23 protein-coding genes are annotated in these 21,005 nt (G+C 53.5%); 17 read left to right on the top strand and 6 right to left on the bottom strand.

Annotation, left to right across the window (positions count from 1 at the left end):
* Positions 1–215: 215 nt before the first annotated feature.
* Entirely contained in the window at positions 216–1,502 is a 1,287-nt protein-coding gene (hemL, locus tag ACFQ1Z_RS14320; RefSeq protein ID WP_379058977.1) for a glutamate-1-semialdehyde 2,1-aminomutase, read from the bottom strand.
* A 101-nt stretch (positions 1,503–1,603) separates the two neighbouring features.
* Positions 1,604–2,620: a S1 family peptidase gene (locus tag ACFQ1Z_RS14315; protein ID WP_379058974.1), complete on the bottom strand. Its 1,017-nt coding sequence runs from the start codon at positions 2,618–2,620 to the stop codon at positions 1,604–1,606.
* Between the two features lie 166 nt (positions 2,621–2,786).
* Here ACFQ1Z_RS14315 and ACFQ1Z_RS14310 point away from each other — a divergent pair, with 166 nt between their 5' ends.
* Both ACFQ1Z_RS14310 and gndA read left to right on the top strand, forming a co-directional pair.
* A complete protein-coding gene (locus tag ACFQ1Z_RS14310; RefSeq protein WP_379058971.1) occupies positions 2,787–3,527 on the top strand; it encodes a dienelactone hydrolase family protein in 741 nt (246 codons plus the stop codon).
* Between the two features lie 149 nt (positions 3,528–3,676).
* Entirely contained in the window at positions 3,677–5,191 is a 1,515-nt protein-coding gene (gene gndA, locus ACFQ1Z_RS14305; RefSeq protein ID WP_379058968.1) for an NADP-dependent phosphogluconate dehydrogenase, read from the top strand.
* A 212-nt stretch (positions 5,192–5,403) separates the two neighbouring features.
* Here the strand turns inward: gndA and ACFQ1Z_RS14300 are convergent, their stop codons facing one another.
* Complete coding sequence (locus ACFQ1Z_RS14300; RefSeq protein WP_379058965.1) at positions 5,404–5,592, bottom strand: hypothetical protein; 189 nt, start codon at positions 5,590–5,592, stop codon at positions 5,404–5,406.
* A gap of 315 nt (positions 5,593–5,907) precedes the next feature.
* Between ACFQ1Z_RS14300 and thiS the strand changes: the two genes are divergently transcribed.
* The 6 genes from thiS (at position 5,908) to ubiA (ending at position 10,158) form a co-directional block, all read left to right on the top strand.
* Positions 5,908–6,111: a sulfur carrier protein ThiS gene (gene thiS, locus ACFQ1Z_RS14295; RefSeq protein WP_379058962.1), complete on the top strand. Its 204-nt coding sequence runs from the start codon at positions 5,908–5,910 to the stop codon at positions 6,109–6,111.
* 63 nt (positions 6,112–6,174) lie between these two features.
* A complete protein-coding gene (locus tag ACFQ1Z_RS14290) occupies positions 6,175–6,957 on the top strand; it encodes a thiazole synthase (protein WP_379058960.1) in 783 nt (260 codons plus the stop codon).
* Positions 6,958–6,959: 2 nt separating this feature from the next.
* A complete protein-coding gene (gene apaG / locus ACFQ1Z_RS14285) occupies positions 6,960–7,343 on the top strand; it encodes a Co2+/Mg2+ efflux protein ApaG (RefSeq protein WP_379058957.1) in 384 nt (127 codons plus the stop codon).
* A gap of 142 nt (positions 7,344–7,485) precedes the next feature.
* On the top strand, positions 7,486–8,712 hold the full coding sequence (gene mltA, locus ACFQ1Z_RS14280; protein WP_379059073.1) for a murein transglycosylase A: 1,227 nt from the start codon (positions 7,486–7,488) through the stop codon (positions 8,710–8,712).
* A gap of 5 nt (positions 8,713–8,717) precedes the next feature.
* A complete protein-coding gene (locus ACFQ1Z_RS14275) occupies positions 8,718–9,275 on the top strand; it encodes a chorismate--pyruvate lyase family protein (protein WP_379058955.1) in 558 nt (185 codons plus the stop codon).
* Positions 9,276–9,294: 19 nt separating this feature from the next.
* Entirely contained in the window at positions 9,295–10,158 is an 864-nt protein-coding gene (gene ubiA / locus ACFQ1Z_RS14270; protein WP_379058953.1) for a 4-hydroxybenzoate octaprenyltransferase, read from the top strand.
* Here the strand turns inward: ubiA and ACFQ1Z_RS14265 are convergent.
* Entirely contained in the window at positions 10,150–11,736 is a 1,587-nt protein-coding gene (locus ACFQ1Z_RS14265; RefSeq protein ID WP_379058950.1) for a hypothetical protein, read from the bottom strand. The two genes, ubiA and ACFQ1Z_RS14265, sit on opposite strands and share 9 nt — an antisense overlap.
* Positions 11,737–12,093: 357 nt before the next feature.
* Here ACFQ1Z_RS14265 and rplM point away from each other — a divergent pair, with 357 nt between their 5' ends.
* From rplM to erpA, 6 genes are all read left to right on the top strand, one after another.
* Positions 12,094–12,522 carry a 50S ribosomal protein L13 gene (gene rplM, locus ACFQ1Z_RS14260; RefSeq protein WP_055828872.1) on the top strand — a complete coding sequence of 143 codons (429 nt, stop codon included), beginning with the start codon at positions 12,094–12,096 and terminating at the stop codon, positions 12,520–12,522.
* 22 nt (positions 12,523–12,544) lie between these two features.
* Positions 12,545–12,937, top strand: a complete 393-nt coding sequence (rpsI, locus tag ACFQ1Z_RS14255) for a 30S ribosomal protein S9 (RefSeq protein ID WP_379034087.1) — start codon at positions 12,545–12,547, stop codon at positions 12,935–12,937.
* A gap of 123 nt (positions 12,938–13,060) precedes the next feature.
* A complete protein-coding gene (gene argC / locus ACFQ1Z_RS14250; protein ID WP_379058947.1) occupies positions 13,061–14,107 on the top strand; it encodes an N-acetyl-gamma-glutamyl-phosphate reductase in 1,047 nt (348 codons plus the stop codon).
* A complete protein-coding gene (locus tag ACFQ1Z_RS14245) occupies positions 14,107–14,469 on the top strand; it encodes a hypothetical protein (RefSeq protein ID WP_379058944.1) in 363 nt (120 codons plus the stop codon). The genes argC and ACFQ1Z_RS14245 overlap by 1 nt, the downstream gene beginning before the upstream one ends.
* A 58-nt stretch (positions 14,470–14,527) precedes the next feature.
* Positions 14,528–14,923: a bactofilin family protein gene (locus ACFQ1Z_RS14240; protein WP_379058942.1), complete on the top strand. Its 396-nt coding sequence runs from the start codon at positions 14,528–14,530 to the stop codon at positions 14,921–14,923.
* Between the two features lie 52 nt (positions 14,924–14,975).
* Positions 14,976–15,338 carry an iron-sulfur cluster insertion protein ErpA gene (erpA, locus tag ACFQ1Z_RS14235; protein ID WP_379058939.1) on the top strand — a complete coding sequence of 121 codons (363 nt, stop codon included), beginning with the start codon at positions 14,976–14,978 and terminating at the stop codon, positions 15,336–15,338.
* Between the two features lie 93 nt (positions 15,339–15,431).
* Here erpA and gltA read toward each other — a convergent pair whose 3' ends face one another.
* The gene (gene gltA, locus ACFQ1Z_RS14230; RefSeq protein ID WP_379058937.1) at positions 15,432–16,721 is read right to left on the bottom strand and encodes a citrate synthase; all 1,290 of its coding nucleotides are present in this window, start codon (positions 16,719–16,721) and stop codon (positions 15,432–15,434) included.
* A gap of 185 nt (positions 16,722–16,906) precedes the next feature.
* Entirely contained in the window at positions 16,907–18,034 is a 1,128-nt protein-coding gene (locus tag ACFQ1Z_RS14225) for an anhydro-N-acetylmuramic acid kinase (protein WP_379058934.1), read from the bottom strand.
* Between the two features lie 131 nt (positions 18,035–18,165).
* Between ACFQ1Z_RS14225 and tyrS the strand changes: the two genes are divergently transcribed.
* The 3 genes from tyrS to ACFQ1Z_RS14210 all read left to right on the top strand — a co-directional run.
* Positions 18,166–19,404 (top strand): tyrosine--tRNA ligase, encoded by a 1,239-nt coding sequence (tyrS, locus tag ACFQ1Z_RS14220; RefSeq protein WP_379058931.1) that lies wholly within the window; start codon positions 18,166–18,168, stop codon positions 19,402–19,404.
* 433 nt (positions 19,405–19,837) lie between these two features.
* Entirely contained in the window at positions 19,838–20,341 is a 504-nt protein-coding gene (locus ACFQ1Z_RS14215; RefSeq protein WP_379058928.1) for a hypothetical protein, read from the top strand.
* A 60-nt stretch (positions 20,342–20,401) separates the two neighbouring features.
* Positions 20,402–21,005: pertactin-like passenger domain-containing protein (locus ACFQ1Z_RS14210; protein ID WP_379058926.1), on the top strand; the 604-nt coding region annotated here is incomplete at its 3' end.

Here is a 21,005-nt window from a genome sequence, read left to right as displayed (position 1 = left end):
GTGTGGGTTAATTGAAGTTTATGGCACGAGTTCAGGGAAGGCGTTGCGAAAAGAACGGCTATCGCGTTGTTATCGCAATCGGCTGCTTCATATCTACCTGATGATCAGGCGCAATCGGGGGTGCAAAAATAAACAGCCCCGCGTGTTTTAGCAGGCGGGGCCGGTGTTGGTGCTGTTTTAAAGCGTCAGGCTAAATTGCAGTTTTAGCTGGCTGGTTACGCTTGCAGCGCAGCAAATGCTTTTTCTGCCGCTGCTACGGTGGCCGCGATATCGGCATCGGTATGGGCGGCCGAGACAAAACCGGCTTCAAACGCAGATGGGCCCAGGTAAATGCCGCTATCCAGCATGCTATGGAAAAAGCTGTTAAACGCGGTTTTATCGGTTTGCAGCATTTCAGCATAGCTGGCAGGAATGTTGTGGCTAAAATACAGGCCAAACATGCCGCCCACGCTTTGTGCATTAAAGGCAATGCCACTGTTTTGCGCGGCGGCTTTTAGCCCATCCATCAGCTTGCTGGTCTGTGCGGTCAGTTTTTCGTAAAAGCCAGGGGCTTGCACCAGTTTTAATGTGGTGAGGCCGGCGCTGACCGCCACCGGGTTGCCGGACAAGGTGCCTGCCTGATACACCGCACCCAGCGGTGCCAGTACGCTCATGATGTCTTTGCGGCCACCAAAAGCGCCTACCGGCAAACCGCCGCCTATCACTTTACCCAGCGTTGTCATGTCCGGGGTGATGCCATACAGCGCTTGTGCACCGCCAAGTGCGACGCGGAAGCCGGTCATCACTTCATCAAAGATCAGCACCGTGCCATGTTGCGTACACAGGCTGCGCAGGGTCTGCAAAAATTCCTGCTGCGGCACGATTAAATTCATATTGCCAACCACAGGCTCCAGGATCACGCAGGCGATCTCATCACCAATGCTGGAAAAAGTGTCTTGCAGCATCTGCACGTTATTGTAATCCAGCGTCAGGGTGTGGGCGGCCACTTCTGCCGGCACCCCGGCCGAGCTTGGTTCGCCGAAAGTCAGCAATCCTGAACCGGCTTTTACCAGCAGCGCATCGGCATGGCCGTGATAACAACCTTCAAACTTGATGATCTTGTTGCGTTTGGTGTAGCCGCGCGCCACGCGGATGGCGCTCATGGTCGCTTCGGTGCCGCTGCTGACCAGGCGCACCTGTTCCATGCTGGGCACCAGCTGGTTGATCAGCTCGGCCATTTCCAGCTCCAGGCCGGTGGGGGCACCAAAACTCAGGCTGTTTGCGGCAGCTTGCTGCACCGCTGCCACCACTTCCGGGTGGGCGTGACCCAAAATCATAGGCCCCCAGGAGTTGATGTAGTCTATGTATTCCTTGCCGTCTGCGTCCCATAACCTGGAACCCAGCCCTTTTTTAAAGAAGATCGGTGTGCCGCCCACGCTACGGAAAGCGCGTACCGGCGAGTTCACCCCGCCGGGGATCAGTTTTTGGGATAGGTCAAACAGTTGCTGATTGCGAGAAGTCATAAGCCTAGTGAGTCAAAACATCAAAAACGCTATTCTAACAGAGGCATGTGCGGTCATGCATGCGGGCGATGGCGCCTCAGTGGCTTCGTTGCATGTAGGCATCAGTGCGTTTCCTGCAGGCGCTGTTCCAGGTCGGCATATGCCTGCGGGTCCAGTTGCCTGATGTGCGCCTGAGCATCAGCGAGCAGGGCAGTCTGGTTAAGTTGCCGGGCCAGGATGGCCAGCCCGGTCCAGGCATCAATATGGGCGGGCTGCAAGGCCAGTGCCTGCTGGTAAGCCTGCTGTGCTTGCGCCAGCTGCCCTTGCCCATGCAGGGCGCTGGCCAGGTAGAAATAAGCTTCTGCCGATGCTGGCTGCTGCTGCAACCAGCCGCGGGCTATGGCCTCCAGCGCTGGCCAGTCGCTGTTCTGGTAGGGTTGCACCACTTGCATCCAGAAGGGACGTGCTTGCGGCGGCAGGTCCCAGAACGGTGTTGCATCCGGCGCAGGGCTAGAGGTTCTGTCCTGCTGCATCAAGGCCTGCACCCACTCGACCGGGATGCTGTAAAAATAGGCCTGCTTGCCCGGGCTTTTAAAGGTGCTGAGCGAGACCAGCTCACCGGCCTGGTTAAAGGTCGGGCTGCCGCTGGAGCCCATGATGAATGCTGCATCCGAGCGCACCATGGTGCTGCCATCAAAAGGGTAAAGCGCCCGCACCTTGCCAGCAATGGTTTGTGGCTTGGGTGGCCCGCCGGGAAAGCCTATGCTGAACACCTCGTCACCATAATGCAGCGAAGCCGCCGAGGCGAGTTTGACCGGTGCCAGCTCCAGGTACTGGAATTTGAGCAGGCAGGCGTCGTGCGCCCAGTCGGCGACCAGTGCCACCGGGCTGATACTTTCACCGAATTTTGAAATGCTGATGCCATTGCTGTTGGCTAATACGTGGCAATTAGTGGCTATCATGTCCTTGGCCACCACCACGCCAGTGCCTACGCCATGGCCACCACTTTGCGTGATGACATGCACTTTCACCACCGAGGCTTTTAAACGGTAGACCAGTTCACGGTCAGGTTCGGCTAACGCTGTGTGCACAGATAAAACCAGTAGTAGTGTGATCAAGCCATGTAGCAGGGTACGCATGCTGACTCCTTATGACGTTTACGCTGGTGACATTTTACCGGGCAAAGACTTAAGCGCATTTAAACCGGTGAAATGCAAAAAATTCTGCCGCTGGTGATGAATAACAGTGAAAACGCAGCAAAACAGCGCTAGAATAGCCGATATTTTTGATTGCTGAAGGATAGTTATGCTGATTACAAGCGAAATCGTTGATCTGGACACGCCGACCGGGGTGATGCGCACTTATGTGCACCGTCCCAAGCAGGATGGTAAAGTGCCTGCGGTTTTGTTTTACTCGGAAATCTTCCAGCAGACCGGCCCTATCGAACGTGCGGCGCGGTTTTTAGCCAGCCATGGTTATGCGGTGTTAGTGCCGGAAGTGTTTCATGAGCTGAACCCTATCGGTACCGTGCTCGGTTACGATGACGCCGGCCGCGATAAGGGTAACGCTGACAAGTTTGCAAAAGACGTGCAGTCTTACGACACCGATAACCGTGCCATGATTGAGTTTCTGAATGCTCAGCCATGGTATAGCGGCAAGTTGGGCGCCGCCGGTTTCTGTATCGGTGGTCATTTGGCTTTCCGTGCCGCTTTGCAGCCAGAAGTGAAAGCGACCGCTTGCTTCTACGCTACCGACCTACATACTAATCTTATTCCTAATCAGCCCGGCCAGCACAGTATGGAGCGTGTCAACGAGATCAAAGGTGAGTTGCTGATGATCTGGGGCAAGCAGGACCCGCATATCCCTGGCGATAAGCGTGCCGAGTTATATAACCGCTTTGCCAACATACCTGGCTTGAATTACACCTGGCATGAAGTGAACGGACAACATGCCTTTATGCGCGATGAAGGTGAAAGATACGATGCGCAAGTGGCGGGCATCGGTTACCAGCTGGCGCTGCACTTGCTCGGTAATGCGCTGAAATAATTTGAAACCGAAAACTTAGTATGTATATGTTGAACGGTCTGCAGTTAAAACAATCGTTGAACGTTCAATATGTCATCTAGTCCAAGCATAGGCCAAAAGCCTGTGCTTTTTTTTCAACTAAATTAACCATTTATTTAGAGACAATAATTATGACTACAAAAAATGCGGATATTGGATTGGTAGGATTGGCAGTGATGGGCCAAAACCTGGCGTTAAACATTGCTGATCACGGCTACACCATTGCGGTCTATAACCGTGACCCCAAAAAAATGCTGAATTTCATCGAAGAATGCAAAGCCAAAGAGCCTTCACACGAGCGTGTGGTTGGTCACGCTGACCTGGCTTCTTTCGTGTTGAGCATCAAACGCCCCCGTAAGATCGTATTGCTGGTTAAAGCTGGCAGCGCTACGGACGTGACTATTAACGCTTTGCTGCCTTTCCTCGAGCACGGCGACATTATTATTGATGGTGGCAACGCCTTGTGGACAGATACCATACGCCGCGAAAAAGAACTGGCTGCCAAAGGCATAGAATTTATCGGTTCCGGTGTCTCCGGTGGTGAGACCGGTGCCCGTTTTGGCCCTTCACTGATGCCATCCGGCACGCGTAAGGCCTGGTCAAGCCTGGAACCGATCTGGCGTGATATAGCCGCCAAGGTAGACCCGGTGACCGGTACGCCGCTGGAAGGTGGCGAGCCAGGCAAGCCGGTGCAAGGTGGCTTCTCCTGTGCCGAATATATAGGCCCTGACGGTGCCGGCCATTATGTGAAAATGGTGCATAACGGTATCGAGTACATCGATATGCAGCTGATCTGCGAAGCCTATTGGTTGATGAAGAACCTGCTGGGCATGCCAGCCGATGAGATCGGTAAAGTATTCGCCGAGTGGAACAAAGGCGAGCTGTCCAGCTTCCTGATCGAGATCACGGCAGATATCCTGCAACAAAGAGACCCGGGCGGCAAAGGCTTCCTGGTCGACAATATCCTGGATACCGCAGGCCAGAAAGGTACTGGCCAGTGGACCGCAGCCAACGCTCTCGAACTGGGCGCCCCGGCCAATGCCATCGCCGCTGCCGTGTACGCACGTGCGCTATCCAGCCTGAAAGAAGAGCGTGTAGAAGCCAGCCGTATTCTGAAAGGGCCGGAGATCGTCAAGGAAACCGACAAGCCAGCCATTATTGAAGCGATCAAGAACGCGCTGTATTGCTCCAAGATCTGCGCTTATGCACAAGGCTTCCAGCTGATCGACAAAGCACAAGTGGCTTATAACTGGAAACTCAACTTCGGCGAACTGGCGCAGATCTGGCGTGGCGGTTGTATCATCCGTGCGCGCTTCCTGCAAAAGATCACCGATGCCTACGCCTTGAATTCACGCCTGAAGAACCTGATGCTGGACCCGTACTTTACCAATGCCATGAATGAAGGCCAGGCTGGCTGGCGTAAAGTGATCGCGCTGGCGGTGACTAATGGTATTCCGGCGCAAGGGTTTGCTGCAGCGTTGGCTTACTACGATGGTTACAGAAGTGCCGACCTGCCTGCTAACTTGCTGCAAGGTCAGCGTGACTTCTTCGGTGCGCATACTTATGAGCGCAAGGATCATCCGCGTGGTCAATTCTTCCACCTGGACTGGCCAGAAAAAGGTAGACCAGAATTGTCTATCGAATAAGGCTAGGCGTGAGGTGCAGGTGCCAGTCTGGCATCTGCGCAGTTGGAAAGGTACAAAAATAAAAAGATGGCTGATTGCCATCTTTTTTGTTTTATAAAGCCTGCCTGCAAAAAAAAGCGAAACAGTGCTAGCGCACTATGTAAATGCTTAGACTGCGTGCTGCTTATAAAAGGTGACCCAATATGGGTCAGGGATCAAGCTGTTTTAAAGCGTTAAACGCAATCGCAACTGGATTCCAGAAAGCGATGTAACTCAGTAATTGCTTTTAAATGCTGTTGCGCCTTGATGGATGCATTTGAAGCAAGCGCATCAGCCGCGGCAGTATTCAAGCTTGGGGAGTAAATTTCGTCAGTTAAAAAATGGATAGACGAAGCTGCTTGGTAAGACTCTACTATTTGCATTTCAATTTTTCCTTTTGGGATTCAATATTTCCAGTGAAACATGACGAATTGTGTTCGTCGTGTCTGTGGCGACAAAATTAACAAAAAGTTCCTGATCGAGCAAAGACTTAAAGCGTAAAGTGCCCAATTTGGTCCAATTCTGATGCTGTATTTGCGCCGCTACAACATCAAAGCAAACATGGTGCCATGTTTGTATGATTTCAACGCGCAACCGCGGCGATCGGATGACAACACCAGCAGCGCTGAAAAACTAAAAGCCAAATGCGTCAATATTTCGTAAAATAACGGCTGAAACTATGAGAAATGAAGAGTGGGATGCAAATTTTTGTGAATGGTAATGCCATGCAGCTGCCATCGGAGTCTATGACAGTGCTGGCGCTGGTTGAACATATGCAGTTGACAGGAAAACGCATAGCGATTGAGCGTAATGGTGATATCGTGCCCCGCAGCCAGTTCCCGGCCGTGCAGCTGCAAGGCGATGACAAGCTGGAAATCGTAGGCGCAGTCGGCGGCGGTTAAGCCGGGCCGGCTGCAACCAAAGCCCTGCTTTGCCTATCCTATCAATTTTAGAGAATACATAACATGAGTGATGCACTGGTGATCGCCGGTAACAGTTACCAATCCCGCCTGTTGGTGGGGACCGGTAAATATAAAGATTTTGCGGAAACGCGCGCGGCCATTGATGCCAGTGGTGCCGAAATCATCACAGTCGCCATCCGGCGTACCAATATCGGCCAGCATGCCAACGAGCCTTCGCTGCTGGATTATCTGCCGCCAGCCGAATTTACTTATTTGCCCAACACCGCCGGGTGTTATAGTGCAGATGACGCCGTACGCACTTTGCGCCTGGCGCGCGAACTGCTGGATGACCATAAACTGGTCAAACTGGAAGTGCTGGGTGACCCGAATACTTTATACCCCAACGTGACAGAGACCCTGGCAGCTGCCAAAACCCTGGTGAAAGAAGGATTCGAAGTCATGGTCTACACCTCCGATGATCCTATCATCGCCAAACAGCTGGAAGACATAGGCTGTGTGGCAGTGATGCCGCTGGCTTCACTGATAGGCTCCGGCATGGGCATACTCAACCCTTGGAACTTGCAGATCATTATCGAGAGCGCCAATATTCCTGTGCTGGTGGATGCCGGTGTCGGCTGCGCTTCAGATGCCGCCATTGCCATGGAACTAGGCTGTGCCGGTGTGTTGATGAATACGGCGATCGCGGCAGCGCGTGACCCGGTGTTGATGGCCAGCGCCATGAAAAAAGCGGTTGAGGCTGGGCGCGAATCATTTTTAGCGGGGCGGATGGCGAAAAAACTTTATTCTGCCAGCCCCAGTTCACCTACGACAGGCATGATAGGGTAAATGTGACAGATAGCGGCTTATATGCATGCGAGGTATCGGTAGTCACCGAGTATCTTCAGGACCAATCTTCTCCGGAAGCAGGGCAATATGTCTATGCATATACCGTGACTATCCGCAACACCGGCACTACTGCGGCTCAATTAATCAGCCGCCACTGGGTGATCACCGACGCCATGCAGCAAGTGCGTGAAGTCAAAGGCCTGGGCGTGATCGGTGAGCAGCCTTTACTGGCGCCGGATGCCGAATACAAATATACCAGCAGCGTGATGTTCAGTACCCCCAGCGGCGAAATGTATGGGACTTATCAGATGGTGGCGATCGATGGCCACTGGTTCGAGGTAGACATCCCGACTTTTTGGCTGCATCAGGCAGCGGGCTTGCATTAAGGCTGCAAATATCCAGTCGGACTTATTTAAAAAACTGAATCAGGTTAAAACGTATTTAGGTAAAAGCGGAATTATTGAACAAGTGCAATCAGTTAAAAAGTTTATTGCTGCAACACGGCTGGCCGGCGCAGTGGCCAAGCCTATGTTCAGACTCAGTCAGTTAGGGCTGCTCGCTGGTGTACTGCTGCTGGCGAGTTGCCAGTCTGCTGCACCGCTGCCACCAAAAAAATCAGCGCCCAAAGCGCCGGACAGCGTCACTGTGGCACCTGAAAAGAGCGATACAGCCAGTCGTCAGCCACCCACCCAGCCTTATGCTTTGTTGAATGCAGCCAGCTGGTCCGCGATTCCCGGCCTGGAAAATGAAAACTGGCTGGCCAGCTGGAGCGCCTGGTTGCAAAGCTGCCAGGGCTTGAAGAAAAAGCCTGACTGGCAAGCGGTGTGCAGCGCAGCACAAACAGTAAAGGCCGATGATGCCAGCGCCATCCAGGCCTACTGGCAGCAGTATTTCAATGTCTACACCACCCAGCAGGTAGATGGCGCAGCACAGGGCCTGATCACCGGCTATTACCAGCCGGTGCTAAAAGGGGCCAGGGCTGCCAGTGAGCGTTTCCCGGTGCCGCTGTACAAGGTGCCTGGCGACCTGATCACGGTAAATCTGTCTAACCTGTTCCCTGACCTTAAATACAAACGTGTGCGCGGACGTGTGCAGGGGCAGACATTGGTGCCTTATTACACACGTAGCGAGATCGATCAGTTGCAGTCGCCCTTGCTGGGTAATGAGCTGCTGTGGGTGAATGACGCAGTAGAAGCCTTCTTCCTGCAAGTGCAGGGCTCAGGTATCGTCGAGCTGGAGAACGGCGAGCGGGTGCCGGTCGGCTATGCTGACCAGAATGGCCATCCCTACCAGTCTATCGGTAAATTGCTGGTCGAAAGAGGCGAGCTGACTGCCAGTGAAGCTTCCATGCAAGGCATCAAAAACTGGGGCCAGCAACATCCCGAGCAGTTGCAGGGCTTGCTGAATGCCAACCCCAGTTATGTGTTTTTTAAATTATTGCCTGCCGGCTTGTCCGGCCCGTTGGGTGCGCTAGGCGTGCCGTTAACTGCGGCGCGCAGTATCGCTGTCGATCCGTTTTATATCCCGCTGGGCGCGCCTGTGTTCATGGCGACCACGCAACCATACCCCAACTCCGAAACGCCTTTGCAGCAACTGATGCTGGCACAGGACACCGGTGGCGCCATCAAGGGTGGCGTGCGCGCGGATATCTACTGGGGAGAGGGTGAGCCTGCCGGCAAGCTGGCCGGGGCCATGCGTCAGCAAGGGCAGCTGTGGGTGTGGCTGCCTAAAACCTTCAAACTGCCGCAACAGTGACTGGCATGCAACGCGTGCACTATTGCGATGACGCTGGCTGGCAGGCTACACCGACTGCCCAGCATGCCTTGCGCCCCTGGCTGCAAGAGCGTGGCTCACTCACCGCACGCCTCAAGCGCCAATATGCCGACTTTTCTGTGCAGTTAGTGCGTGAAGCCTGGTGCAAGCCGAATTTAGACGAAAGGCTGTTGCTGCAGTTAGCCATGGGCACACAGGCCTGGGTGCGTGAAGTGTGGCTGATGGGCGATGGCCAGCCGCGCGTATTCGCGCACAGCGTGATCGCGCGTAAGGACCTGCGCGGCGCATGGTATGGCCTGCGCAAGATGGGCCGCTTGCCGCTGGGGGCCGCCTTGTTTGCCAACCCCGCCGTAGAGCGTGGCGTGTTGCATTTCCGCAAACTTTCTCCTGCGCATGCCTTGTATAAAACGGTGGCCAAACATCTGCCATTGCTGCCACGCCAGCCATTGTGGGCGCGGCGCTCATTATTCTGCCTGCAACAGCATCACCTGCTGGTGACAGAAGTCTTTTTACCTGGCTCTGCCAGGCAGGCCGGCACTTTATGAATGTGACTGAATAAACACTATGTTGTCACTGGCAAAATGGAATGCATACTATCGCTTGACCCGGCTGGATAAGCCTATAGGCATCTGGCTGTTGATGTGGCCTACCTTGTGGGGGCTGCTGATCGCCGGGCAAGGCAGGCCAGACCTGCATGTGCTGCTGGTGTTTGTGTTGGGCACGGTGCTGATGCGTTCGGCAGGGTGCGCACTCAACGATATTGCCGACCGTCATTGGGATGGCGCGGTAGCGCGCACGCGCTTGCGGCCGCTGGCCACCGGCGAGATATCGGTGCAAGAGGCCTACCTGGTGGCCATGGGCCTGGCCCTGCTCGCCTTTATGCTGGTGTGCACGCTGGGCTGGCAAGTGGTGGCCTGGTCGGTACCGGCCTTGTTCCTCGCTATCAGCTACCCTTATACCAAACGCTTTTTAGCCATTCCTCAAGCGTATCTGGGCGTGGCGTTCGGCTTTGGTATCCCCATGACATTCGTCGCCCTGCAAGGGCAGGTGCCTGCGCTGGCGTGGTGGCTGTTGCTGGCCAATGTGAGCTGGTCGGTCGCCTATGACACCGCCTATGCCATGGTCGATAGAGCGGATGACCTCAAGGTCGGGATCCGCTCTTCAGCCATCACTTTCGGGCGCTGGGATGTGCTGGCTATCATGGCCTGTTTCGTGGTCATGCTCGCTATCATGGCCGGGCTGGCAGTTGCGCTTGGCCTGGGGTGGCCGTTCTGGGCAGGCTGGGGGCTGGCAGCGCTGTTGATACTGCGCCAATACCAACTGGTTCGCACGCGTGACCCCGGGCTATGCTTTAAAGCGTTTCTGGAGAATGTCTGGATAGGGGCGGCTTTAACTGCCGGCCTGGCGCTGGCTTTTTACTTAAGCTGATTTACGCAAGGTCGAAGGCTCATCCAGCTCAAAGGTAAAATCGGTCCAGTACTGGAAAGGCGTCTGGTCTACCGGCGCCAGCACATAAATATCGCCTGACAATTTTTGCAGTTCGCGCAGATTATCCTGCATGCTGTCTGCGTCAGCAGCGGGCGCCATTGCAGGCGGCGTTGCGGGCAGGTTCTGTGTCTGGCAGGCGATCTCTTTCAACATCATCAACTCTTCAAAGATACTGCGCTCAAAGCCCATACGCGGCACCAGTCGCGTGTTGTAAACCAGGTCATCGATCAATGCGATCACTTGCGGCGTACCCCAGGTCTGTTGCAAAGCCTTCATGACGCGCGGATAAGACTCTATGCCCTGCTGTTTAAAGTCGGGGTTGCGCTCTATGCTGAGGTTGAAATGCTTTTTGCAATCGCCGGCGGCAATATCGAACTCCTGCTGCTTGCCTTCCTTGGATAGCAGGTCGAGTAAATATAGCCACATCCACGGCGAACATTTCGGGTGCCTGGCCAGGTGCTGCTGCAAATGTTCGATCGCCTGATTGATGCGGCCATGTGTAAACAGGCGCGAGGCATCCTGCATCACTGCATTGGTGGTTTGCTGTGAGCTGATCCTTTGCGGGGCACTGGCCGGGGAGACGATATCGTCATTGGCATGCAAGGGCACCGCTTGCAGCCTGACAGGCGCGGCCTGGTAAGGTGATTGCGTGACTGGCGGCTGATGACTGGCCGCCATGCCTGCTGCTGACGCCGGCTGGGCTTGCACTGGCTGGCTATGGCCGGTTTTTGTGTGGCTGCCCTGTGTTTTTTCTTGCTCGCGTACTTTAGTGGTTTTAGGCACCGCCGCATGACGTCTTAGCCAGTCAGCAAAGAAATAGCCGGTGATGATCAGTGCCAGGCTCAAGGTCAACACCAGGGTGCGTAATAAATGGTTTTCGTTCTGCAGCTGGGTCAGTTGCTGCTTCAGGGTGGTTAAAATGCTGGCCTGAGCCAGATTGTTAGCGTAAAGGACGTCCGATTGTTTCTGCAATTGCTTAAAGTCTGTTTGCAAGGCAGCGATCTGTTGCTGCAAAGCATTGTAGGCGTCTGCCGGAATGGTCTCGCTGGCTGCGTCTGCTTCAGCCGCTATGGCTGGCTGCGCAGGCGTAGCAACCGGTGCGGCCTGGGCGGTGATTGCAGGTGCAGCTTGAGTCGTGACTACTTGATTAGTCATTGGCGGCGCCGGGCTAGTCACAGTGTTATCCGCCTGTATGGTGAATGTCTGGCTGTGATGCAGGCAGCTATCAGTCAGTGTCAATGTCAGCGGGCCTGCAATCGCAGTATCCGACCACAACATAAGCACGCCTTGCTGGCTGCCTAAAGTAGTGTATTCCAGCTGTATAGGGTGGCTGGACGCAGTCTGTTGCAGGCTGAAGCAGCTGATATCGGTATTGGGGTGTGCGTGATCTATCGCCAGTTGTGCCAGAAAAGGCTGGCCGGGCGCAGATTCTATGCTGAAGGTTTTGAACTCGGCGGCAGTTGCTGGTTGTGCAAAAGCAAAAAGAAATAATGCTGGCAGTAAAGCAATCTGTCGCAACCGGGAAATGGCTGCGAAGCGTCCACTCTGTTTGCGCCTGCGGTTGCTAAAAAGCATGATACGAATAATTGTTTTTTAAATTCAAGCTTGCGTAGAAACTTAATGAATGGCCTAATATAACACTTAGCCGCATAAAACCCCACAATATCAAGGGGCATAGGCCAGTAAACCTGTGTTATTTCGCTTAATTTGCATAATTGACACGAGAAAAAGCAGCGGGCGTCAATGCTTGCCATAGTGATTGCATTCCACTGGCTAAGATCGTTTCTTTTTTCGGATTAATTCGTTGACAAGCTTTCTCAAGCTGGCTTATAATCCGCCCTCTTAATTTACACGCTATAACTTGGTAGTTATAAAATGAAAACATTTTCAGCAAAATCGCATGAAGTTCAACGTGATTGGTTCGTGATCGACGCCACCGATTTGGTCTTGGGTCGTCTGGCCAGTGCTATTGCCCATCGTCTGCGCGGCAAGCATAAAGCTATTTACACACCTCACGTAGACACTGGTGACTACATCGTTGTCGTCAATGCGGACAAGATTAAAGTAACTGGTAACAAGGCTGGTGGCAAGTTGTATCACCGTCACTCCGGTTACCCAGGTGGTATCACCACCACTACATTCTCCAAAATGCAAGACCGTTTCCCAGGTCGCGCGCTGGAGAAAGCGGTTAAAGGCATGTTACCAAAAGGTCCATTGGGCTATGCCATGATCAAGAAAATGAAAGTGTATGCTGGTGACAAGCATGAGCACATTGCTCAGCAACCGCAAACATTAACCATCTAATATAAGACGATTAGGATAAAGCATGATCGGTAAATACAACTATGGCACAGGCCGCCGCAAAAGCTCCGTGGCACGTGTGTTCCTGAAGTCCGGTAGCGGCAACATCGTAGTAAACGACAAGCCAGTTGACGTTTATTTCTCACGCGAGACTTCTCGCATGATTCTGCGTCAACCGCTGGAATTAACTAACAACACCGGTACTTTTGACATTCTGGTCAACGTGCATGGTGGTGGTGAATCCGGTCAGGCTGGTGCAGTTCGTCACGGTATCACCCGCGCACTGATAGACTACGATACCGCTTTGAAGAGCGCCCTGTCTCACGCTGGTTTCGTTACCCGTGACGCACGTGAAGTAGAACGTAAAAAAGTCGGCCTGCGCAAAGCGCGTCGTCGGAAGCAGTTCTCCAAACGTTAATTTCACGTTTGTTACAAAGAGAGTTGTGCAAAAAGGTCGCATTGGCGGCCTTTTTCATTTATTGTTTTACCTTTTGTGCATAACAGCAAGTTGCTGGATAAATCGCGAGCCAGGTTGAAAGCTATGGAAAAAATCAAAGTCGGCATTGTAGGTGGTACCGGATATACCGGTGTCGAATTGTTGCGGTTGCTGGCAAGGCACCCGCAGGTGCAATTGCAGGTGATCACTTCGCGCGGCGAAGCTGGCTTGCCAGTGGCCGATATGTTTCCAAGCTTGCGTGGCGTGGTCGACCTGGCCTTCAGTGATCCGGCCACTATCGATTTAACCCAGTGTGATGTGGTATTTTTTGCCACGCCGCATGGTGTGGCCATGAGCCAGGCACCTGCATTGGTCGCCGCCGGTGTCAAAGTCATTGATCTGGCGGCGGATTTCCGCCTGCAAGACGCGGCGGAATTTGAAAAATGGTACAAACTGCCGCATAGCTGTACCGATATTCTGCAGCAGGCCGTCTACGGCCTCACAGAACTATATGGCGACCAGGTGGCGCAGGCACAAGTCATAGGCAACCCCGGCTGTTACCCGACCACAGTGTTGCTGGGTCTGGCACCATTGCTGGAAAACGGCTGGATAGATTACTCCGTGCCTATCATTGCCGATGCCAAATCCGGCGTATCCGGCGCTGGCAGAAAAGCCGAAGTCAGCACCTTGTTCTCCGAAGCCAGTGACAACCTCAAAGCCTATGGCGTGGCAGGGCACCGCCATCACCCTGAGATTCTTGCACAATTGAAGAAACTCTCAGGCGATGCCGCAGTCAATTTAATCTTTGTGCCACATCTGATCCCGATGATACGCGGTATGTTGACCACCCTGCATGTAAAACTGAACGCTGCCGGCAGCAAACAGTCATTACAACAAGTGTATGAGCAACGCTACCAGCATGACTATTTTGTTGATGTGATGCCCGCAGGTGCGCTGCCAGAAACAAGGTCAGTCCGTGGCTCCAATGTTTTGCGGATGGCTTTATATCCACAGGCGGGTGATTATGTCACAATCGTTGTGGTGCAAGATAACCTGGTCAAAGGTGCTTCAGGCCAAGCGGTGCAGAATATGAACCTGATGTTCGGCCTGGCAGCAGATACCGGTTTGCAAGTATTGCCATTATTGCCATAATGATAAGACCCATACGCAGAAGACTCAGAAACCATTTTGGATTAACGGCCAAGCAAGTTGCGGTGCGCTCACACCGGCCGTGGTATTTTCAGGGCTCGCTGGCCGTCATCAACCTGCTACTTGGTTTTGCTTTGGCCTACTGGGCGCTGCATGATGATAATAGTGAATATGTGCGCCAGCGCTTAAGCCAGGTCACCTCTGAAAATATTGAACTACAGAAAAAATTAATTGCATCGCAGCGTGAGTTGCAAGTAGAACTGGCAACCAGCAACAACCTGGCAAAAACGCTGACCGCGCAGCAGGATGAAAACATCAAACTGAAAGAAGAATTGGTGTTTTACAAGAAAATAACCAAGCGCTGAATGCGTGCATGATATGAGCTTGTGCAAGCGTTAGCAGCAATAAAAGTTAGGAAGTGCTATGTTTTTCAAAAAAAGCGTTCATATCGATAGCCATATTGATACCTTAGTCGGTCATGACACCCAGATACATGGCAATATGCACTTTGCCGGTGGTTTGCGTGTGGATGGCCAGATCGCAGGCAATGTGATTGAAAAGCGTGAGCATCCGAGTACTTTGATCATTAGTGAGAACGGTGCCATTACCGGCGCGGTCGAAGCCTCTAAAGTGGTTTTGAACGGATTGATACGCGGGCCGGTGAAAGCCTCGGTGTTTATTGAGTTGCAAAGCAAGGCAAGAATTGTGGGTGATTTATATTACAAATCACTTGAAATGCACACAGGCGCGGTGATAGAAGGCAAGTTGATCTATGTTGGCGAACAGCCACCTGAAGTGACTGTGCCCGAACTGACTTGAAATCCAGGATTTCGCCGCCATATTGGTTTTGAAAGTTTGACAGGAGTCTATGATGACCGCAGAAGCTATGATTGATATTGAAATGCCAACACCGTTGGTATTTACCGATAATGCCGCTAAAAAGGTAAAAGAACTGATCGATGAAGAAGGCACGCCAGACCTGAAACTGCGCGTGTTCGTCAGCGGCGGTGGATGTTCAGGTTTCCAGTACGGATTCACCTTTGAAGAAGCAGTGAATGAAGACGATACGCAAGTGGATAAAGATGGCGTCACCTTGCTGATAGACCCTATGAGCCTGCAATACCTGGCTGGTGCTGAAATCGATTACACCGACAGCCTGCAAGGGTCGCAGTTTGTCATCCGTAACCCGAATGCCACCACCACCTGCGGTTGCGGCAGCTCGTTCTCGGTTTAAACTGAGTTCACATAAAAAAGCCGGTCATAGACCGGCTTTTTTTACTGGTAAGCGCCGGCAATGCCGGCGTTTTGTTTTCAGGCTACGCTGAAATCAGCGTTGATGCAGTGGTACGAATTCCCGGCGCGTTTCGCCGACATAAAGCTGGCGTGGGCGGCCTATCTTCTGTTCCGGGTCGGCATTCATCTCGCACCATTGCGAGATCCAGCCTGCGGTACGCGCCAGCGCAAAAATGGCCGTGAACATGGAGTTGGGTATGCCCATGGCGCGCATAACGATGCCGCTGTAAAAATCGACGTTAGGGTAGAGTTTGCGCGAGACGAAATATTCGTCTTCCAGAGCGATCTTCTCCAGTTCCATCGCCAGTTTAAACATAGGGTCATCCTGCAAGCCCAGTTCATTCAACACTTCGTGGCAGGTCTTGCGCATGATAGAGGCACGCGGGTCCATATTGCGGTAGATGCGGTGACCAAAACCCATCAGGCGGAAGCTGTCGGTTTTATCCTTGGCGCGATTGATGAATTCACCTATGCGGCTGATGTCGCCCATCTCTTCCAGCATGTTCAGTGTGGCTTCGTTAGCGCCGCCATGCGAAGGGCCCCACAGCGAGGCGATACCGGCAGCGATACAGGCAAACGGGTTTGCACCGCTAGAACCTACCAGGCGCACCGTTGAGGTCGAGGCATTCTGCTCGTGATCTGCATGCAGGATCAAAATCCGCTCAAATGCACGCGCCAGGATAGGGTTAGGCACGTATTCTTCACACGGCGTGGCAAACATCATGTGCATGAAATTTTCAGCGTAGCCCAAATCGTTCTTCGGGTACATGAACGGCTGGCCCATATTATATTTATAGCTCCAGGCAGCAATGGTGGGTACCTTGGCCAGCAGGCGCATCGCTGCGCGCTTGCGTGATTCAGGGTTGGTCACATCATTGTTATCCGGGTAAAACGCAGCCATCGCGCCCACCACGGCGATCATGACCGCCATAGGGTGAGCGTCACGCCTGAAACCGCGGAACACATTGCTCATCTGGTCGTGCAACATGCTGTTTTTGCGTATGGCGCGGCCAAACTCTTCACTCTGAGTGGCATTCGGCAATTCACCATGCAGCAATAAATGTGAGACTTCGAGGAAGTCGCAGTTTTCTGCCAGGGTTTCGATAGGGTAGCCGCGGTAGTACAACAGGCCTTCTTCGCCGTCGATAAACGTAATGCCTGAATCACACGCCGCCGTAGACATAAACCCGGGGTCATAAGTGAAGATCCCATGTTTGCCCAGGCTGCGGATGTCTATGACATCGGTGCCTAAGGAGCCTTTCAGGATAGGGAGTTCGATCGCCGGGGTGTCGTTGTCAAAAGAAATGGTCGCTTTGGTTGCCATGACATGCTCAAAATAGATAGACGGGGTTAAGGCTAAATTATACGCAATCAACTCTTAAAAAGCGCACTTGCCGGGAGATAGTCAGTGAAAACACAGAAAATGCCACAAAAACATGCACCAGTTTAAAACCCGGGCATGGTGCATGGGCACTGCATGGGTGAAAAACAAGCCGATAAAAAATGCGCTTATGCGGGGTAGATCGCACCGAGCACGCGTGGCCCATGTGCGCCGGTGACTGCCGGCAGGTTGCCGCTCAAACCATCTACACAGCGTTGTGCCAGCCAGGCAAAGGCAACCGCCTCTACCCAGTCTGCATCCACCCCCAGTTTGTCGGTGCGCTCAACCGGGCAGCCCAGCAGTGCTGATAAACGGCTCATTAACAAACCATTGTGCGCGCCACCACCGCAGACATAGGCTTCATCGGTATTAGGGCAAAAGCGGGCGATGGCATCGGCGATGCTGACCGCTGTCAGCTCCAGCAGGCTGCGGGCGATATTCTGCGGCTGGTCAACTATGCCCTGTAAATGCTTTGCCAGCCATTGCTGGTTGAACAGATCGCGCCCGGTACTTTTGGGCGCCGCCAGTGCCAAATAAGGTTCAGCCAGCATGGCTTGCAGCAAGGCCTCATTCACCTGGCCGCTGGCCGACCAGCCACCATTGGCATCATAAGCCTGGCCGGTGTGCTGTTGAGTCCATTGATCGAGCAGCATATTGCCGGGGCCAGAATCAAAGCCAGTCACCTGGCCGCTGACCGGTAGCCACGAGACATTGGCAATGCCGCCTATATTGATAATGGCGCGATTGCTAGAAGCACTGGCAAATACCGCCTGGTGAAACGCCGGCACCAATGGCGCGCCCTGGCCGCCTGCCGCAATATCGCGGCTACGGAAATCGCCTATGACAGCGATCTGTGTCAGTTCGGCCAGCCGGGCATGGTTGCCGATCTGCAAGGTATAGGCCTGCCCGTCAGGCAGGTCAGGGCAGTGGCGTATGGTTTGACCATGGCAGCCTATGGCGGTGATTGCAGCTGCCGTTAAACCGCTTTGCTGCAAGATTTTTTGCACCGCCTCTGCGTAAAGTCCGGCCAGGGTATTGGCCATGATGGCTGCTGCATGCAATTCATTCGTGGCCGCCTGATGCAAATCGAGCAAGCCCTGTTTGACTGCAGCCGGGTACGGCACAAATGCCTGATCTATCTGTTGCAGCGTATCGCCGGTGTGTGTGACCAGTGCCGCATCGACACCATCCAGGCTGGTGCCTGACATAATGCCGATAAAATAACGGCTGGCGGGGTTGAAAGACTGGGAGCTCATAGCCCGATATGGTAACACCGCGCAGGGATATGCCTACAGTAAAGCAGCAGATTACGTTAAAATAGCCGCTTTAAATTTAACCACGGCTGTGGCCTGCCGACCAGGCGCTACGGCATGACAGAATTGTATTTATGACAGACGCAAAACCCACTGCTGCAGCGATCAGCCCGGAAATTACGCCGGAAATCAGTAAGGCCCTCGCCATAATCAAGCGCGGTGCCGATGAGTTGCTGATAGAGCAGGAACTGATCGAAAAACTCAAAACCGGCAAACCCTTGCGTATCAAGGCTGGCTTTGACCCCACCGCGCCTGACCTGCACCTTGGCCACACCGTGCTGATCAATAAATTGCGTCAGCTGCAAGAGCTGGGTCACCAGATATTGTTCCTGATCGGTGACTTCACCGGCATGATAGGTGACCCGACCGGCAAAAGTACCACCCGCCCACCGCTGACAGTAGAGCAGGTTAAGATCAATGCCGATACTTATGCCGAGCAGGTATTCAAGATACTAGACCCGGCCAAAACCGAGATCGTGTTCAACTCCAAATGGTTGAGCGAGCTGGGGGCGGCTGGCATGATCAAACTGGCGGCCAGCCACACCGTCGCGCGCATGCTGGAGCGTGATGATTTCTCCAAGCGCTTCAAGGGCAACCAGCCTATCGCCATACACGAGTTCCTCTACCCACTGTTGCAGGGTTACGATTCGGTCGCCTTGCAAGCAGACCTGGAGCTGGGCGGCACCGACCAGAAATTCAACCTGCTGATGGGCCGCGAGTTGCAAAAGCAGGCTGGCCAGGCGCAACAATGCGTGCTGATGATGCCATTGCTGGAAGGGCTGGACGGCGTCAATAAAATGTCCAAATCGCTGGGCAACTATATCGGTATCAGCGAAGCGCCAGAAAGCATTTTTGCCAAGATCATGTCTATCTCGGACGAACTGATGTGGCGTTATATCGACTTGCTGTCTTTTGCCAGCCTGGAAACCATAGCCGAGTGGAAAGCCAGTGTAGTGGCAGGCGAAAACCCGCGCAATATCAAGGTTGGTTTCGCCCAGGAGATCGTAGCGCGTTTCCACGGTCAGGCAGCCGCTGAAAAAGCCCTGCACGATTTCCAGACCCGTGCCAAAGGCGGTATCCCGGATGAAGTGCCTGAAGTCACCGTCAGCATAGAAGGTGAAAGCATAGGTATCAGCCAGTTATTAAAACAGGCCGGCCTGGTTGAAAGCACCAGTGAAGCCATGCGTGCCATCCAGCAGGGCGGCGTCAAGCTGGATAGCGTCAAGGTAGAAGATAAAAACCTGCAATTGGCAAAAAGCGTGGTGGTTGCCCAGGTGGGTAAACGCAAATTTGCCCGTATCACCATCCAGTAATCTTCGCGTGTTGTAAAAACGCTGTTCCCCTGCCGGCAGCGCGCTGCTGCAACCTCATACCGCCGTATGTTGCAGGGCTAAAGGCTGCCATGCCAGTGCTTTGAGTGTGATGGCAACAATGTTGATAACCAGGCAAGCCACTTAGCAAGCAACTAAGCTGGCTGGCTCATCTGCCCACGATACCCCCGCGGCAATGTCGCAGCAGCTACTGATGCGATGCTAAACCTGTCAACGAATTAAATACTCCCCGGCACCAGTCGCGCTTGATGGTCAGCCACAGGCGCACGCATTATTCATCGCTTATCTTTCAAAGGTTAAACAGTAAAGCGTTAACACGCGCCAGTTTTTGTCAGCTTTATGGCTGCCAGATGTTTGAGAATGCCGCACTACCTGCATTTTTATTCTCAAGCTTTCATCTGGAAAGGCCAGCGGCATGCCAAAAAACACAACTAAGCCCCTGCAAACAACAGGCTGTTTATCCCTGCATTATCACCATAAGCTCCCAGCTCAGTCCCATGCTTTTCCGGGTTCGCAGAGCCGTTTTTTAACCCCAGCCAGCCTGCTGATAGCCTTGTTATACCTGGGTGCTCAGCAGGCCCAGGCGGCCACTTTTACAGTGGAGTCTAACCAGACTGCTGAGGATGTCGTGATTGATAATGGTGATATACAAGTCGTTAAAGGCAAGGCGACTAATATTACGGTGCGCGGTAAGTCTGCGGGGGGTCAGCGCAGTTCGCAATATGTTTTTGGCCTAACAGAAAAGACCACAGTAGAAGCCAGCGGTGCTCAGTATGTAGAGTCAGGCGGTACTGCGAAGAATACCACTGTGAAATCGTCTGGGTCTCTGAATGTTGATGATAAAGCGACTATAGAAGATCTCACCGTCGAATCCGGTGGCACTGCTTATCTTGTGGCTGGCTCAATATGGAAAGGCTAGATCAGGTTCGAGCCAGGCAGCAGCAGCGATAGCGTATCAGTACTTAAAACCGCCTGGAAAATGACTGCCAATTCTGTCCTCAATAACCTCACACTTTTAGGCACCGGCCATATCGACTTTGATGCCCCCGGCGGCGCGTTCGCCGCCAAAACCCTGAGCATAGATAAGCTAGACGGTAAAGGCGGCCTGATCACGCTCAACCAGGTGCTGGACCAGGGTAATACGCCGGGTGACAAGATCGTTATCCGCGATGGCAGTACTGTCACCGGCACCACCAACATCGCCATCCGCAACCATGGCGGCCTCGGTGGCAAGACCACGGGCAACGGCCTGCTGGTGGTCGAGGCGCTGGGCATTGCTAGCACCACCGCACAAACCAGCAAAGATGGTTTCAAACTTAAGGAGCCGGTCTATGCAGGTGCCTATCAATATCTGTTGCGCGCTGGTGATGCGAGCGGCCTGGGCCAGAACTGGTATCTGAGCAGTGAGTTGTGCGGTCAGTCGTGCAGTCCTGAGAATGCCCGGACAGCCTACCGTCCCGCCAGCGCCGCCTTGCCCGCCCTCATGGACCTCTCAGGCCGTATGGCCTTGCATGCACTGCTGAATGGCCCGCAAAGCGTAGGCAGCAGTATGGATACCAGCACCGACCCCAACGCCAAACACC

The sequence above is a fragment of the Methylophilus luteus genome (assembly GCF_042676265.1).
GTDB classification, from domain to species: Bacteria; Pseudomonadota; Gammaproteobacteria; order Burkholderiales; family Methylophilaceae; genus Methylophilus; species Methylophilus luteus.
This window is presented reverse-complemented; position numbering and strand designations above follow the sequence as displayed.